The sequence below is a fragment of the Mesorhizobium sp. M0590 genome, from assembly GCF_040320905.1.
Classification (GTDB): domain Bacteria; phylum Pseudomonadota; class Alphaproteobacteria; order Rhizobiales; family Rhizobiaceae; genus Mesorhizobium.
The window spans coordinates 32,063-47,685 of the sequence record NZ_JAMYQN010000017.1 but is presented as its reverse complement, the minus strand read 5'-3'; the positions used below and the strand labels follow the sequence as shown (position 1 = coordinate 47,685).

At 60.2% G+C, this 15,623-nt stretch carries 13 protein-coding genes; 3 read left to right on the top strand and 10 right to left on the bottom strand.

The window, feature by feature from the left end:
• Positions 1 to 30: 30 nt before the first annotated feature.
• Both NKI52_RS24750 and NKI52_RS24745 read right to left on the bottom strand, forming a co-directional pair.
• On the bottom strand, positions 31 to 672 hold the full coding sequence (locus tag NKI52_RS24750; protein WP_352700095.1) for an FMN-binding negative transcriptional regulator: 642 nt from the start codon (positions 670 to 672) through the stop codon (positions 31 to 33).
• Positions 673 to 707: 35 nt separating this feature from the next.
• Positions 708 to 1,367 (bottom strand): helix-turn-helix domain-containing protein, encoded by a 660-nt coding sequence (locus NKI52_RS24745; protein ID WP_352700093.1) that lies wholly within the window; start codon positions 1,365 to 1,367, stop codon positions 708 to 710.
• A 40-nt stretch (positions 1,368 to 1,407) separates the two neighbouring features.
• Here NKI52_RS24745 and NKI52_RS24740 point away from each other — a divergent pair, with 40 nt between their 5' ends.
• The gene (locus NKI52_RS24740; protein ID WP_352700091.1) at positions 1,408 to 2,586 is read left to right on the top strand and encodes a trans-sulfuration enzyme family protein; all 1,179 of its coding nucleotides are present in this window, start codon (positions 1,408 to 1,410) and stop codon (positions 2,584 to 2,586) included.
• 264 nt (positions 2,587 to 2,850) lie between these two features.
• Here NKI52_RS24740 and NKI52_RS24735 read toward each other — a convergent pair whose 3' ends face one another.
• Positions 2,851 to 4,512, bottom strand: a complete 1,662-nt coding sequence (locus tag NKI52_RS24735) for a DNA polymerase/3'-5' exonuclease PolX (protein ID WP_352700166.1) — start codon at positions 4,510 to 4,512, stop codon at positions 2,851 to 2,853.
• A gap of 107 nt (positions 4,513 to 4,619) precedes the next feature.
• The gene (gene ligD, locus NKI52_RS24730; protein WP_352700089.1) at positions 4,620 to 6,518 is read right to left on the bottom strand and encodes a DNA ligase D; all 1,899 of its coding nucleotides are present in this window, start codon (positions 6,516 to 6,518) and stop codon (positions 4,620 to 4,622) included.
• 430 nt (positions 6,519 to 6,948) lie between these two features.
• Here ligD and NKI52_RS24725 point away from each other — a divergent pair, with 430 nt between their 5' ends.
• Both NKI52_RS24725 and NKI52_RS24720 read left to right on the top strand, forming a co-directional pair.
• Positions 6,949 to 7,650: a Crp/Fnr family transcriptional regulator gene (locus tag NKI52_RS24725; protein WP_352700087.1), complete on the top strand. Its 702-nt coding sequence runs from the start codon at positions 6,949 to 6,951 to the stop codon at positions 7,648 to 7,650.
• An 84-nt stretch (positions 7,651 to 7,734) separates the two neighbouring features.
• Positions 7,735 to 7,980, top strand: a complete 246-nt coding sequence (locus NKI52_RS24720; protein ID WP_352700085.1) for a hypothetical protein — start codon at positions 7,735 to 7,737, stop codon at positions 7,978 to 7,980.
• 391 nt (positions 7,981 to 8,371) lie between these two features.
• On the opposite strand, the gene NKI52_RS24715 is transcribed toward NKI52_RS24720, so the two are convergent.
• From NKI52_RS24715 to NKI52_RS24690, 6 genes are all read right to left on the bottom strand, one after another.
• On the bottom strand, positions 8,372 to 9,325 hold the full coding sequence (locus NKI52_RS24715; protein WP_352700083.1) for an IS481 family transposase: 954 nt from the start codon (positions 9,323 to 9,325) through the stop codon (positions 8,372 to 8,374).
• A gap of 89 nt (positions 9,326 to 9,414) precedes the next feature.
• On the bottom strand, positions 9,415 to 11,565 hold the full coding sequence (locus NKI52_RS24710) for a type IV secretory system conjugative DNA transfer family protein (protein WP_352700081.1): 2,151 nt from the start codon (positions 11,563 to 11,565) through the stop codon (positions 9,415 to 9,417).
• Positions 11,566 to 11,577: 12 nt separating this feature from the next.
• Positions 11,578 to 12,603: a P-type DNA transfer ATPase VirB11 gene (virB11, locus tag NKI52_RS24705; RefSeq protein WP_352700079.1), complete on the bottom strand. Its 1,026-nt coding sequence runs from the start codon at positions 12,601 to 12,603 to the stop codon at positions 11,578 to 11,580.
• Positions 12,600 to 14,063, bottom strand: coding sequence for a type IV secretion system protein VirB10 (gene virB10 / locus NKI52_RS24700; protein ID WP_352700077.1), 1,464 nt, complete (start codon positions 14,061 to 14,063; stop codon positions 12,600 to 12,602). The genes virB11 and virB10 overlap by 4 nt, the downstream gene beginning before the upstream one ends.
• Positions 14,063 to 14,860 (bottom strand): TrbG/VirB9 family P-type conjugative transfer protein, encoded by a 798-nt coding sequence (locus tag NKI52_RS24695; protein WP_352700075.1) that lies wholly within the window; start codon positions 14,858 to 14,860, stop codon positions 14,063 to 14,065. Before NKI52_RS24695 ends, virB10 begins: the two co-directional genes overlap by 1 nt.
• The gene (locus tag NKI52_RS24690) at positions 14,857 to 15,615 is read right to left on the bottom strand and encodes a VirB8 family type IV secretion system protein (RefSeq protein WP_352700073.1); all 759 of its coding nucleotides are present in this window, start codon (positions 15,613 to 15,615) and stop codon (positions 14,857 to 14,859) included. The genes NKI52_RS24695 and NKI52_RS24690 overlap by 4 nt, the downstream gene beginning before the upstream one ends.
• Positions 15,616 to 15,623: the final 8 nt, after the last annotated feature.

Genomic DNA, 15,623 nt, shown 5'->3' with positions numbered 1-15,623 from the left:
ATCCAGCACCTGTGCTTTGTCGGACAGTTGCTATTGGGATTTGGCCGCCGCAGCCGCTGCGAGCATCGCCTGTCCCACTTCAACAGCGCCTTGAGCAGTTAGCGTCTCCCCGGCGTTCTGAATGTCGCGCAGCTCTTTATTCTGACTGAGTTTGCATTTTCCAACCAGGCTGGTGATCTCGATCTCCAAGGCCACGATCGCTTTGGCCATCGTGTCAATGAAATCCTTCGGCGCGTCGCCCATCTTCCACGGGTCCGGCTGGTTGGCCTCGTGCATGTGAGTGAGCTTCGCGACGTTGCGGCGCACATAGCGCTCATCATCCCGGACAGTGATGCGACCATGGGCGTGGGCGACGAGATAGTTCCAGGTCGGCACCTGCTTATGGAATTCGTGTTTGCTTGGATACCAGTTCGGCGAGATGTAGGCGTCGGCCGCTCGGAAGACGACGAGGACCTCATCGCCATTGGCAACTTCCTCCCAGACAGGGTTTTTACGGGCGACATGGCAATTGAGGATGCCCTTGTCGCCCTTTGAGCGGTCGAGCTCGAAAGGGATATGGTTGGCGTCGAGGGAGCCATTGCTGTGGGTGATCAGGATACCAAACGGGTGTTTTTCGATAAGATCGAAGAGGGCGTTCTGATCGGGTACGGCGAAATGTGGAGGAACGTACAAAGGTGGATCTCCTATCGTGAAGCAGTTGTCAGTGGTCAGCGAGGTCTTGGCGAAACAGCCAGGGGCGACGTCGCTGCTTGTGAAGAGGGCGCCGTAACCCGCTGTCCACCGCGCTCAAGCACCGCCATCGAGAAGTGGGCGGGCACGTCAGATGCCGCGGCATACGAGTGGGGTTGATCTGTAACGAGGCGCGCACTCTCGCCTGCATTTAGAAGGATCTCTTGGCTGCCCACAGTGACCTTGAGCGAGCCTTGGGTAACCGAGACGAGTTCGCGCGTATCGGGACTGTGCGCATCGGCGGCAAACGCATCACCCGGCATAAGGACCCAGCTCCAGAGTTCGAACATCGTGCGTCCCGAGGTCGATGTGTGAAGCTGTGCCCGGCTGCCTTTGGCGCTCGTCCAAAGCGTCCTGGAAGTACTCCGTTCGATCGGGTGGTCGGGTGCTGTGGAAGGTTCGTCGTTCAGCAGATCGGCAACCGATAGCGAGAACGCCGCCGCCAGGCGGCAAAGGATGCCGATACTCGGGTTTGCCTTACCCTGCTCAAGCGCGACAACCGTCCCTTTCGACAGGCCAGTCAGTTTGGCCAGTCGATCAAGGGTCAGGTTTTGGTCGCGTCTCAGATCCTGGATCCGGATCGCAATCGCTTGGCCCAGCTCCTGCTCGGTCTCTAAAGGTGTGGGGGTGTCGGTCATTATATTGACTTGGCCTCGCGCTTCGCTTACGGTCAATATAATGACCGGCGTGAAATTGCAACCGCGCTTTAAATTGAGGAATTGGCCAGTGCGCTTTGAAACGAAGGCAATCCATAGCGGTCGAGCTGTCGATCCGTCCACGGGCGCGGTTTCATTACCGCTTCATACCAGCACGACGTTCGAGCGAGGCGCCGACGGCTCGTTTCCGTTTGGGTTCGAGTACACGCGTGATGCGAATCCAACACGCAATGCATTCGAGTCGGCGATGGCCGCGCTCGAGGGCGGACACGAAGGAATAGCCTTTGCGTCGGGTATGGCTGCAATCGCTTCGGTCTTTGAGAGCCATCCCTCGACGGGACGGATCGTCCTTCCTGATGATATGTATTTTGGCATCCGCTCGCTGATGGACGAAACGGATATCGGCTCTCGCTTCGACTTCGCCGCGGTCGATATGCGGAATCTGGATGCGGTGCGCGATGCGGTCACCTCAAAGCGGACTGGCCTCGTGTGGGTCGAGACGCCGTCTAACCCGATGATCCGCGTTGTCGACATTTCGGCCATCTGCAAAATCGCGCACGATGCCGGCGCCATCGCGGCGGTGGATAATACGTGGGCAACGCCCGTGCTTCAGCACCCGCTTGAACTTGGGGCGGACGCGGTCATGCACTCGGCGACAAAGTACATTGGCGGCCACTCGGATTTGATGGCCGGTGTCGTCATTGTCCCAAACGCGTCACCCCTCGGTCGCCCATTGCGGATGGTCCAGAAACACAAGGGCAGCGTCGCAGCGCCCTTCGACTGTTGGCTGGCGTTGCGGGGCCTGCAGACATTGCCGGTCCGCATGCGCGCCCATTGCGAAGGCGCCCAGAAAGTGGCCGAGGCCCTGGCGTCTCATCCGCGCGTCGAAAAAGTGCTCTTTCCTGGTCTGCAAACTGACCCGGGACACGATCTTGCTACGCGGCAAATGAGCCATTACGGAGCGATGCTATCCTTTATCGTCGAGGGCGGAGCCGATGCTGCAATGGCCGTGGCTGCCCGCCTCAGCCTTGTTGTCCGTGCGACAAGCCTTGGAGGGACGCACTCTCTGATAGAGCATCGCGCATCCGTTGAAGGTGCGAAGTCCAAAGCGCCAGGCGGATTGCTGCGAATTTCTGTAGGGCTTGAACATCCTCAGGACATTATCGACGACCTGATGCAGGCCCTAGGCGCAACTGTGTAAGCGAGGCCAGATAGCCCTCGTCTGGCGAAGGATCTGTGATGGGCCATAACCTAGGCCATCTTTGGCGAACACGGGCAGCGACAGCAGAGAATAGGCGGCGAGCCGCGGGGAAGGCCGCTATGAAACGCGCGCAAAGAAGCGGTCGCGGAACTGCAGCTTCAGCTGGCTATGGCCCGGATGAGAACTCACATTCCCTTTCGCGCGGCTGGGAAGTTTTTTGAGAAGGACGGACTCCTGCGCTGATAGGCCGGGCGCACAAGCAGTTTATGGCGTTTGCCTGCGGCGTGCGAGATGCGCAAGGAGGGCAGCCAAACGCATCGCGTTCAGGATCCGCTTCGCAGGGACACCGCCCTTGCGCGCCATCTCGACACCCCAATGCATGTGGTCGAGCTCGCGGATCGAATGAGCGTCCGGATTAATGCTGAAGATGCAACCTTGATCGAGTGCCTGTTGATGCCAGCGCCAGTCGAGGTCGAGTCGCCACGGATGTGCGTTGATTTCGACAGCGACGCCGTGTTTCGCACACGCTTTGAGGACTTTGTCGACGTCGAGATCATAACCGGGCCGGCGCAACAGCTGGCGACCGGTCATGTGCCCGATGATTGTCGTCCGAGGATTTCCGATCGCCTCAATGATACGCTCCGTCTGTTCCTTCTTTGGCAACTTGAAGCGGCTGTGCACGCTCGCGACGACGAAATCGAACGTCTCCAAGATATCGTCCGGGTAATCGAGCGAACCATCCGCCAGGATGTCCGCCTCGATGCCCTTCAGTATGCGAAATTTTCCATTGTATGCCTTGTTCAGCCGGTCAGCTTCGCGGTGCTGTTCAGCAATCTCCTGCACCGAAAGGCCGCCGGCGTAATGAGCGGACTGCGAATGATCGGCGACACCATAGTATTCGAATCCGCGCTTGTGCGTGGCTTCAGCCATTGCCTCAAGCGTTTCGGTTCCATCGGATGCGGTCGTGTGGGAATGCAGGATGCCATGCAGATCTTCATCCCGAACGAGAACGGGTAGCTTCCGCTTTGCGGCTCGCTCGATCTCGTCCCTGCCTTCGCGCAATTCAGGCTCGATAAACTGCAAGCCTAGCGCTTGGTAGATTTCTTCTTCTGTCGCTGACGCGATCAGCTTTCTCCCGCGATGAAGCCCGTCGGCGTCTAGGGTGAATCCCTTTTCGGCCGCGAACGTCTTCAGTTGCTCGAGGTGGTCTGCCGAACCGGTTGCTTCGAGCAGGCTCGCCCCAAAGTGCTTCCTGTCAGTGACAACAAGCCTGAGGGTCGTATCCTCGGATCCAGTCGACTTTCTGCCCTGCGCTACCAGGGCGAAGTCGGAAACGAGCTCGCAACCGCGCCGAAAGTCACCTGCAATCTCGACGCGCGAAAACTCTGGATGCTCTTGCTTCACCGATATGACCGCATGTTCGAGAAGCGCGGCGGCCTTGTGCAGGTGAAGTTGTGTTTCGCCGCTTCGCACGATGGCCAAGTTCTGCAGGAGTTTTGCCTGAAGCGCGGCGCCGAGGCCTTTCACTGGGCGTATGCGGTCTTCTCTTGCTGCGGCCTCGAGCTCCGCCAGCGAGTTCACGCCGAGCGCCTGATGAAGCTTGAGTATCTTATCGGGACGAAGCCCGGGTATGGCAAACAGCTCCATCACGCCCGCTGGAACATCCTCGCGCAGCTTCTCAAGGCTTGGGTGCGTGCCGGTTTGGTAAAGCTTGGTCACGATGTCTGCGATCGCATCACCGATCCCCGGGATCTTGGTGAGGGCGCCGGCGGCGATGATCCGACCAAGCGGCTGCGACAGCGCCGTCAGACTGTCTGCCGCGCGCAAGTATGCCTTTGTGCGATAGGGATTGTCGCCGCGCATGGACGCCCGTTGCGCATATTCCCTCAAAAGATTGGCGACGGTCATCGGATCGATTTTTGCCATGGCTTCAGCCAAACGAGGTTGATCTCCGCAGGTTCCAATCAGGCAAGGCCATGAGTGCCGCGTTGCCCTTTGAATGCTGGCTTTGCTGCCTCTTCCCGCGCCAGACGCTACAGATGGGGCAAGGATTGGTCGGCGCGACCCCATCCCGCCAGAGCTTTGGAGGCTGCGCGTTTCTTTAATTCGGGAGCATCGCCCACGTGGAAATGAGAGGGCGCATCTATTGTCTTCATCTCCGCCCACGTGATCGGTGCCGCGACAGGAGCGCCCGGACGTGATCTTGCGCTGTAGGGCATGATCGCGGTCGCCCCGCGCTGATTGCGTAGATAGTCCACAAAGATGCGACCCTTGCGGCGCGCCTTTGACAACACGGCCGTGAAATGGGCCGGATCGGTCTGGGCGACCGCCTGCGCCACGCGAGACGCGAAGTCCTTCACCTCTGGCCACTCGGCGCCAGGGGTGAGGGGCGCGATGACGTGCACTCCTTTGCCTCCCGTCAGCATCGGGAAAGTCGTGAGCCCGAGCGATTTAAGGATGGCGCGGAACCGAAAGGCAGCGGCGCGGACGGCCTCAAAATCGAGGCCTTCATCGGGGTCGAGGTCGAACACGAGGCGGTCGGCCTTTTCGACATCCTCGATCCGAGACCCCCATCCATGCAGCTCAATCGTTCCCATCTGGACGCAAGTCATCAGTCCGTCCGCATCGTCGACATAGAGATATGGTTCCTCGTGCCCGTCCTTCTCCGTGATGCCGACGTGGTGGACTTTGTCGCCAAAGCTGCCGGCGTCGTGTTTTTGGAAGAAGCACTTCTTCGCGCGGCCCTGTGGGCATCGAACCAGACTGATCGGCCGGCTGCCAACCCAAGGAAGCATAATCGCCGCGACCGCTGCGTAATGATCGGCGAGCTGTCCCTTGGTGATGTTGGACTCCGGATAGATGACGCGGTCCCGGTTGCTTATCGCGATGGCGGTCGTCGCAGACGCCGCGATGTCGCTCGCATGACGTTCCGTCTCGAGCACGACCGCCTCCGGCTTCTTGTCTTCGCGAAGACCAAGATAGCTCGGATGTCGTAACGTCCCTTCATTTGTCATTTCGGTGAAGGCAATCTCAGCGACCAGTTTCGGACGGAGCCAGTGTGCGCCGCGCACTTCGGCGCGTGGTGCGTCGACGGTCGCGGCCTTCTGCTCAAGCGGCGCCATGATCTTCAAGAGACGAAGAAGTTCAGCTGTATCGAAGCCGGTGCCGACTTTCCCGGCGTAACGCAGCTTGCCGCCGTCATGAACGCCAAGGATCAAGGACCGGAACGCGCGGACCTTGTCGGACGGCGTCCAGCCGACAATCAGAAATTCCTGCCGCCTGATGCATTTGATCTTCAGCCAGCTTGCGCCGCGGGCCGCCACATAACTCGAATCCGCGAGCTTTGAAATGACGCCCTCAAGGCCGGCTGCGCAGAAGCGATCGAGCAACTCTTCTCCGCGACCGAGGATATGGTCGGAGTAACGAAGGACCGGATTTTTCGCGGGCAAGATCGCCTCAAGTTTCGCCTTGCGCTCAAGGAGAGGAAGCCTAGTCAGATCTTCGCCGTCGAGTTGCAGCAGATCGAACGCATAAAAGTCGATAGTCGCCGGGGCACCCTTCAATGCATTCTGAAGCGCCTGGAAATTAGATCTTCCTTCCGCATCGACAACCACGGCCTCGCCGTCAATCAGGGCGGAGCGCACCTTGAGCTTGCGAGCCTCGGAGAGGATCGAGGGAAAACGGCTAGACCAGTCCAGACCAGATCGTGTGTAGGCTCGCGCCTTGCCACCGCCGACGGCAACGAGAACACGATAGCCGTCGTATTTCATCTCATGGATCCAACGATCGCCGGCAGGGACCCTGTCCACGAGCGTTGCGAGCTGGAGCGGCCGGAAAGCGGGTGGCGCTAAAGTGACCTCGTCACGAGCGAGCGACTTCGCTGGACTAGCGCTCGACCCATTGATTGCCTTGCGCGACGTTGGCTTGACCACCCTGACCTAAACCATATCAGAGACGAATAGCGTTCCGCGTCCAACGCGCGACTACTTCTTTAGTTTCGTTGCCGGCCGTATTGAGCTTTTCGCGATCATTTGCCGACCCGCTTGATTAGCGCCTCGGCCTGAGGCCCTGCTTCCTGGGTCCGGCCCTTCCACCTTCGCAATCTGCGCACACAGCTCACTGGCAATAATTAAGAGCAGGAACGTGCCCTCAAATGCCGCCGCAGCGTATCCGCTTTCTGCCATCGGCCTTAAAAGCCCGGTTGGGCCTCCACCGAGGGAGCCGACTTTCTCCAACTTTTCGCCAGAGGCGGATTCTTTGCTAGTCGCGCATTTGAAGCCTATGCTGTCGCATCGGCCGCCAGATCCTTCGGACGCAGCCGACAGTAAGAGGTACGCGCTCTTGCCCGTCAGGGAGAGAGCCATGCCCCAATCCCTTCTTCGCAACCATGTATTGAAAACCCTCTCCTCGGAGGATTTCGCGCTATTGCAGCCATCAATGCATAACGTCGAACTGGACATCAAAGCCCAGCTTGAGGTCTCATATCAGCCGATCGAGCGTGTGTATTTTCCAGAGATGGGCATCGCGTCGGTGGTCGCCACGATGACCGGTGGGCGGCAAAGCGAGGTCGGCATCGTCGGCCACGACGGCATGACAGGGGTTGCCATTATCCTCGGCCAGGACAGGTCTCCCAATGAAACCTATATCCAGGTCGCAGGCAATGGCTGGATTCTCTCGGTTGAAAACCTTCGCTCTGCGATTGCGGCAAGCCAATCCCTTCGCGAGTCACTGCTTCGCTATGCCCATGCGTTCCTTGTCCAGTCCTCCCGGACGGCACTGGTCAACGGCCATTCGAAAATCGAGGAGCGGCTGGCCCGCTGGCTGCTGATGGTCCAAGACCGCGTCGAAGGAAATAGGATCTACCTGACGCATGAATTTCTGGCGACCATGCTTGGCGCTCGGCGTCCCGGCGTTACCATCGCACTCCAAATGCTTGAATATCGGGGCCTGGTTCACGCCAAGCGCGGCGAGATCACGATTGTCGACCGCGCCGGAATGATACAACTCACACATGGCGCTTACGGCGAGGAGGAGCAAAGTCACTTCGGCCTTGCCTCCGCCTGATTGTCCTGAATCAGACAAACCCTTGCAGGCTGCCGAATTCGTGCCGTAAATCGTGTTGGTCAGGATTTCAGGGAGGCATTCTCGATGACCAGCACTTTTCACACAGTCACGGTTGAAAAGGCGGCAGAAGCCTATGTCCGCTCCAGAGGCAAGGCCCAGTTCCTGTCCATCGCACAGGCGATCCGCGCCATCCGAACACTCATACCGGCTTGCAAGGCTACCGACCACGAGTTGGAGGAGTTGCTGGCAGCGGCATCCATCATTCACGGTGTGCCCGTAGCTTTCGATGCAAAAACAGCCGATGGCGTAGAACCACGGCTCCATTCGTAGGCCATACATGCCCGCGCTCGCGCTGGGGCCTACCTTGTCGGACGTTCGCCAAGCGATTGTCCGGCACTTGATCGGCAATGTCGGCAGGCCGTGCATTTCGATATCCGAGGTTAGCCACGCTGTAAGGGGAACATTTCCGCTTTGCGAACTCACGGATTGGGAACTTGGCGATCTCATTGCGCAAAGCGCGATCGACGCGGGATTTGCGATTGAACTTGACGGGGTGGACCCCTGAAACGCCTGTCGAGGTCCAGTATCGTCGACGGTTCGCGCCGTGTGATCTTCTCGATTGAGACATGGTACTGCCCGAAGCGCGCGGCAATGTCCTCCGCGGCCATGACGTGTGCGACAAGGTCACGGTAGACAATGACCTCTCCGCCGCATGGGAGTGCTAGCTGTGGAGCCTCAACAGGTTGTCCTCGGTTAAGGCGAGGCGACTGATGGGCGGTTTTGACTTTAGGCTGCCGTGGGGGCGATGCCAATTATATCTGTGCAGCCAGACCGGCAGTTCGGCGGCGCGGTGGTCGGATGTCGGATAGGCAATGGCGTAGGCCCACTCCCTGAGCGCGGTCTGGATGAAGCGCTCGGCCTTGCCGTTGGTCTTGGGCGTATAGGGCCTTGTCGTGACGTGCTTGAGGCCGAGATCGCGGCAGGCCTTGGCGAAGGCCTTCGACCTGTAGCAGGCGCCGTTGTCGGTCATGACGCGGGCGATCGAAACGCCGAGGCTGGCGTAGTAGGCAACCGCCGCCTTGAGGAAGGCGATGGCGCTTTCCTTTTTCTCGTCGGCCAGGATCTGCGAGAAGGCAATGCGCGAGGCGTCGTCGATGCAGACATGGACGAACTCCCAGCCGGCGCCGCGCGACTTGCCCTTTTGCGGATCGCCGGTGATGCGATGGCCGACCTGGCTGAAGCGGCCGAGTTTCTTGATGTCGATATGGATCATCTCGCCGGGGTGCTCACGCTCGTAGCGCCGGACCGGTTCGGCCGGCTCGATATCGCTCAGCCGCGACAGCCCGGCGCGCTTGAGAACCCGGCTGACGGTGGCGGGCGAGACGCCGACCTCCATGGCGATGTGACTGCCGGTCCAACGCTGCCGCCGCAGCGCCACGATACGCTCGGCGATCGACGTGGCGGTGGCCTGTGGCATACGGGCAGGTCGCGAGGAACGATCGATCATGCCTTTGCTGCCCTCGGCCTTGTAGCGCTCGACCCAGCGCGCCACGATCTTGGCCGACACGCCGTAGGTGCGCGCCGCATCGGCTTGGGAAAGACGCCCCTCAATGACCGACAGCGCCATCTCCTCTCGACGCAGCGGCGTCAGACGGGCATTCTTGTGGATGTTCATTCGGACCCTCCGGTGAGTGCTGCAGCTTGGTAACTCCAGTCTCCTCGGTCCGGTCCGAATGGACAACCCTCTGAAAGCTCACAGCTAGCCTACCCATCGACTACATCTGGCAACGTATCTTCGACGATGCTCAGATTTCGATCGAAAGTCTCGGCGTCGGACGCGTTGGCGCGCAGAGAACGCACCTTGTTTAGAATGGCGGCAACCGCCGCTTCTTTGTCGGGCGCTATGCGCGTTGTCACCGCTTTGGCCGCCAAGGCGGAAAAATCTATGGCGGCATAGACCGGTACCGCTGCAGCGTCTGTTGCTTTCAACCGGTCTTTTACGATTTCGCGCCGGCCCGGCGGCGGAGCTATACGGCCTGCTTTTGCGGCAAATGTCGCGCCGCGCCGCAGGCGGGCCCGCAAGAGGCCTGAGCGGTACGCGGGTGCTGTCGGCACAATCGTCGGGAGCACAGGAGATGGGAGCGCCGCAGAGGAGTCCGCGGCAGGGCTTTTCGTGCGCGAAGCGTCGGTAGAGGCGGGCAGGGGCATGAACGCGCGTTTGGCGAGCGGACCGTCGGCGAAATAGAAATTTCGGGTGCCGAGGATTGGCAGTTCACCACGCGACAATATGATGACCTTGTTCTTGTCGAGGGTGCGGATTTCGTCCGGCCGCATCAGGGGCCGCCGCACTTCCTTGCGGTGTTCGGAGCGCGTGTAATAAGTGTCGAACAACGTTGCCTTGGTGCGCGTCACGTCCTTTTGCACGTCCGACGTTTCGCCAAGCTGCTCGGAAACGTAGCGCAGATCGTCAGCGTCCTGCGCACCGAAAAAGATCTGCACGCGAGCGGCATTGATAAGCGTCTTGCGCCCTTCCTGGCGATAGATCTCGTCTACAGCCTTCAGCGACTGCACGAAAAACCACATCGAAACACCGTTGCCGCCGAGCACGCTCGCCATTTCGGTGACATTCTCGAGCTTGCCGAGGTTCTGGAACTCGTCGAGCAGCACAAGCACCGGATGCTCGCCCGGCTGCGGAAGGCTTTCCGACATGAAGTTCATCATCTGCGTAATCAGGACGTTGAACAACGGTCCAAGCGACGTAATCTGCTCGCGCCGCACGTCGAGATAAAGAGAAATTCGATCACGCTTGAGCCTGCGAATATCGAACGTGCTGCGGGACGTAGCTCGCATCAGGCGCTCGTTGAGAAAGGGAGCCATGCCGGTGCGTACGCCAGCGTAGATTCCGGAAAACTGCCGCTCGGACATCTCAAAATATGGCAGCAGGGTTTGCAGGGTAAAATACGAACATTCGCGGCGGCGTTCCTCGCGCAGTGAGCCAATGAATTCCAGGAGCGGCTGCTCGGCGCCGTTCATGATCTCGAGGATTGTGGCAAAGGTTTTTTTCTCGTTTGGGATCGCGGGCGATTCCATGACGAAGGACGCGATGCCGGTAAAAAGGAGGCGGGCATCGTTGACCCAGTACGGGTCTGAGTTGGACGGGGGCCGCGGAAACAATGCCGCAGCGATGTTGCGAAGGTCGATGTCGCGCTGTGCCGAATCCAGCGAGATGAAGTCCATCGGATTGTAGCATGCGGTATTGCTGTCCGGATCTGCCGGCGCGAAACGCACCACGCGGCTCATGGTGGAACGGTAGCCGGCGGTCGCCGCATAGGTCTCGCCGCGCAGGTCGAGAACTACGAGCGAATGCGGCCAGGTCAAGGCGTTCGGGATGATGAGAGACGTGCCTTTACCCGAGCGCGGCGGCCCTATGACGAAGCCGCCGACATCATCGCCATCAATCCACAATTTCTTGCCGCCAATCAGCCTGCGCTGCGTCAAGCGGATCTTGCCTGAGCGCTGATCGCGGCGCGGCGACAAAATTTCGGCCAGCCTGCCGCCGGCTCGACCGACGAAGACGCCGCCCACTTTCGTCAGGCCGGTTTTTGATACGTCGCTCATGGTCATGAAGCGAGAGTCATTGCGCTTTCTCGGACGCATGAGAAACAAGCTGACCAGTGGCAAGAGAAACCCCAATGCTCCTGCCGCAACGGCGTATTGTATCCGGCCAAAATTCCTCGCCATCGTGTCCGCCCAAGCCTGACGAACGACCGGCAAGGGATTGGCGTTCAGCTGGTCGAACAGGACGTGGGAGCCCGTCTGGTACCAATCCGTCGCGGCATAGGCGACGGTGAAGACCAGGGCGCCCAGGGCCATCGCCATGAGCACCATGAAAATTGCTGTTGCGACTTTCTGCATGGATGGGCCCCGCTAGATAGTCTCCGCCTTGGTGAACTTGATCTCGCTGATGCCACGCCGTCCGCCTTCGGTGCGAACCATCTGCACGACCACCGGAATGACCTCGCGCAGGTAGTCGAGGATTTCGCTTCGTGCGAGGCCCGAGCTGCCCTGCATGACCATGAGCGCCAGGCGCTCGTAGGCGGACCGGGCGGAATTGGCATGAACGGTGGTGAGCGAACCCGGGTGGCCGGTGTTGATCGCCTGGAGGAACGCGAAGGTTTCAGCGCCGCGCAACTCCCCCAACAGCAGACGGTCGGGCCGCATGCGAAGCGAGGCCTCGAGCAGCTGTTGCGCGGAGACCTTGGCAAGCCCCTGGTCGCCCTTCGAGGCTATCAGGGTAACGTTGTTGGGGGCCGGCAGCCTCAGTTCGCGGGTGTCTTCGATTGTGATGATCCGTTCATGGGCTGGGATCTCCTTCAGGAGGGCATTCAAAAACGTCGTCTTGCCGGTCGACGTACCGCCTGAAACAACGATCGAGACGCGGTTGCGTACCGCATACTGCAGGAACTCCATCGGCGAAGTGTCGTGCAGCATTTCGACAAGTCGCTTTTCTTCGGCTGACAGCGCTAGTCCGCTGCCCATCGCCGTGTTCTCGAATGCGCCGAGATCGTTGTAGGCATCAAGGCTCATATCCATGATGACCTGCTTGCGGATCGAAATCGCCCCGCCTTCGGGAGCCGCCGGCGGCAAGATGCATTGGATACGCTCACCCGAGGGTAGCGCGGCCGACAGCACCGGCTTTTCCTCGTTGATGACCTGATTGGTCGCCGAGGCGACGCCCGTCGAGATGTTGCGTATCCAGCCCGGCGTGACCTCGCGCTTGAGGACGTGCTCCATTTCCCTTGCACCGAGGCGTTCGATGAACAATTCACCCGGCCTGTTGATCGCAATCTCGGAAACCGAGTCTTCGTTCAAATAGGGCCATATCGGTTCCAGATGAGCGCGCAGGACCGGGGCTCTCGCCCATGGGTCGGGGAGGGGATGCACGGCATTCATTTCACCGCGCTCCGATAGCCGGGATAGAAATGATCCTTCGGCGTGCCGTATAGAGGCGTCGGATCGATCGCCGTCTTCGGCCGCCCGCCTGCCTTCAGGCGTGCAACTTCTTCCTGGACAGGATCGGCGTACAAATCCGAGAAATCGAGATCTCGGCGCACCAGCACGACAACCGATGTGCCCTGGTCGACGTAGACCGTCGGGCCAATGTTCTGCGTATCACGAAACGCCTCCTGCGCGAGTTGCTGCAAGGCGGTCGATGACTTGTCGAAGGCGATGCTACGCGCGTCGCGCTGCGAGCCATTGCCACCATAAGTTATTGTCGTGGTCTCACCGGTTACGGGATCGATCGTCGACACCTGGCGCTGTTGGCCATCCTGCCCGCTATCGCCAAGCGAGGACAGATATTCAGAGACGCCGCCAACCACCGAAAGCATGATGGCGTTACCGTACCGTTCAACCCAGTGCGTATCGACACGGCCGCCCATGCCACCGCGGCCGAGCGCGTCTGCGCCGGGCGATTTAATATCAACGGAAATGCCGTCCGAGCGAATGACCCTGCTCCAGACGATGAAAACACGCTTTTGACCGCGCGCGAGCCCCGAACGGTATTCGCCGGTCAGGCGCGAACCCTTCGGAATGAGGATCCGCCTGCCGTCGAGCGAGAAGACATCCTCGCGCACGACAGCGCGCACGGCGCCGGGAAGGTCGGTGTTAACAGCTGTTTCCAAATAGCCGCGAATGATCGTTCCTTCAGGGATCAACGCATCGGTGCGCCGGAAGACCCTGGCCTTGACGATGCCGGAAGAACTTGCCTCAGACTGTGCCAGGAATGCCTTGTTGGGATCACTGTCGGCGCCGGGGACGGGAATGATCTGACCGTCGGGCGCGATTTCGACCTGCGCCGCCTGGGCGCCGGCATCTGTCGAGCCGGTTTGATCATTCGTCACCATCTGGTTCGACCGCAGGCGTTCCCACACCGCTTTTTCATGCTCGGCGGCCTCCGCCTTACGACGAGCCTCTTCCTCAGCCGCGGCCTTGCGGCGGGCTTCGTCCTCCTCGGCCTTGCGGCGAGCCTCCTCGGCCGCCATTTGCGCCTCCAGCGCCCGCCGCTGCGCATCGAGATCCGCCCCCTCCTGCACCGTCTGATCGACATTATCGGCTTGTTGCGTGCCGCTCTGGTCGGCGGCCGGTGGCGGCACCACGATCTGGTCGATCGTGCCGTCGGCAGGTTGCGGCGGTTCGTTCAACGCCGGCGGGCGGAACTCGGGCGGGTTGAAGTTTTCCTCGCCGTCGCTGCGAACATCGCGCGATACCGGCTCTCGAGGCCAGTTCAGCCATATCAGCGCGCCAACCAGCACCACGCCGAGGCCGACCAGGGCGATCCTGGTACCCACGCCCGCACCGCGGCGAGCGACCGTCGGGCTGCCGTCCAGTTGGTTGTAGTCGATCTGGGTCATCACCGCCCTCCGCTGGATCCGAACAGGGTGGAACCGCCTGTCAGTTTCGTTGGGCCGTAGACCTGCTCGACCGGATCGATTTCGTTGGGTCGCGCCCGGTGGTAGAGGCAGAGCGTCTTGCCATCGGCCCGCAAGGTGAATTGCCGTGCGACCTTGTCGATGACGGTGTATTTACCCTGGGTGCGAACGTTGACCAGCGACTCCTGACGCTTGTCGTCAACAACGAAGATCGCCGGAATGTCGCCCTTGAACTCCAGAAACACCTTGGTGCCGTCGTCGAATACGGTGCGCGGCTTCAAGCTGTCGTCGCCCTTGTAGGCGTAGTCGTAATTGAGATCGGCATAATTCAGATCCTTCAAATCCGGATCGGCGGCGCTCTCCTTGGCCTGTGAGAGCAGGCGCGCGTTGATATCCTCGTCCGGGTATTTGAACCGGACCTGGAAGGATGCCCGGTCACGGCTATTGTCGGTTGCCTGCAGCAGCAAGGAATAGACGCGCCGGTTGGTGACCACGTTTACGTTGGTCCACGCATCGCGCTCCAGCGGCTTGACGAACAGAAATCGCGATCCGCGTTTGGGGATGATCGACCAGCCTTTCGTGTCGCCAGCCGAGACGGTTTCGATGACTTCGGTCGGGCTGAATTCGACCATGGTCGAAATGCCAAGAGCTGCACGCACCGACGTCACGTCGTCGTTGTTGAAGGTGACATACCGGATGCGGCCGTCGCGTGCGGCCGCGCCGTGCATCGTTCCGAGCAGAAGGGCGGCCGACAGAGTGAGGCCCATGCGCCATCTCATTGCAGGCTCCCCGCGGCCGGCGCCGATTCTTGGTCGCGGCGGTAATCCGTAACCTGAAATCCCAACGGGTTGTCGAAACGCCATTCGTTCTTGAGCGGCGTTGAGGTGTAGCGGAATTTTATCACCGCTACCCAATTGTCGGCGGTGGACGAATTGTCCCGCCGCGTCGTCGTGGCAAAGCGCACCGAGGCCGTGTTGCGATTAAGCAGCGAGACAGACTTGATCTCGACGGAAATGGTGGCATTGCGGCCATAGATCTTGTCCAGCGATTGTGGGTTTGCAGGCGTGAAAAGCCATGTCAAATCCTTGGACGCGGCTTCGGTCGAGTAGAGCTGTGCCAGGTCGTAATTCTGTTTCAGTTCACGCGAATCGTAGGTTTCGCGGGCACGAATGTAGCGCACCAGATTGGCCGCCGTGACGGCCTCGTTCTGGGACAAATCTCCAGGCTTCAGCGCACGCATGATCTCGAGGTAGCCCGTCGATTTGTCGACCTCCACCACGTACGGTTCGAACTGCCGGAGCGGCAGGATCAGCACAAGCGCCAACAGAGACAGCACCGCCACCAGTCCGGAAACGCCGCTGATGATCCAGGCCAATGTACGCGATCGACGCATTGACCGGTGCGTGTCGTCTTCCCAGGTCGCGCCCGCCCTGTAATAGCGCTTGTCGACGAGTTCGCTGCTGCGGTCAGCAGCCGTTTCCACTGGCATTGCCACGTTACTATTGCCTCGTTTGCGCGACGCATTCTGATCCACGCCGCGAT

Coding starts and splice junctions, on each gene's coding strand:
- NKI52_RS24735 (WP_352700166.1), bottom strand. CDS start 4,512: ATGGCAAAAATCGATCCGATGACCGTCGCCAATCTTTTGAGGGAATAT.
- NKI52_RS24715 (WP_352700083.1), bottom strand. CDS start 9,325: ATGAACATCCACAAGAATGCCCGTCTGACGCCGCTGCGTCGAGAGGAG.
- NKI52_RS24720 (WP_352700085.1), top strand. CDS start 7,735: ATGACCAGCACTTTTCACACAGTCACGGTTGAAAAGGCGGCAGAAGCC.
- NKI52_RS24695 (WP_352700075.1), bottom strand. CDS start 14,860: ATGAGATGGCGCATGGGCCTCACTCTGTCGGCCGCCCTTCTGCTCGGA.
- NKI52_RS24710 (WP_352700081.1), bottom strand. CDS start 11,565: ATGCAGAAAGTCGCAACAGCAATTTTCATGGTGCTCATGGCGATGGCC.
- NKI52_RS24745 (WP_352700093.1), bottom strand. CDS start 1,367: ATGACCGACACCCCCACACCTTTAGAGACCGAGCAGGAGCTGGGCCAA.
- virB11 (WP_352700079.1), bottom strand. CDS start 12,603: ATGAATGCCGTGCATCCCCTCCCCGACCCATGGGCGAGAGCCCCGGTC.
- NKI52_RS24725 (WP_352700087.1), top strand. CDS start 6,949: ATGCCCCAATCCCTTCTTCGCAACCATGTATTGAAAACCCTCTCCTCG.
- virB10 (WP_352700077.1), bottom strand. CDS start 14,063: ATGACCCAGATCGACTACAACCAACTGGACGGCAGCCCGACGGTCGCT.
- NKI52_RS24740 (WP_352700091.1), top strand. CDS start 1,408: ATGACCGGCGTGAAATTGCAACCGCGCTTTAAATTGAGGAATTGGCCA.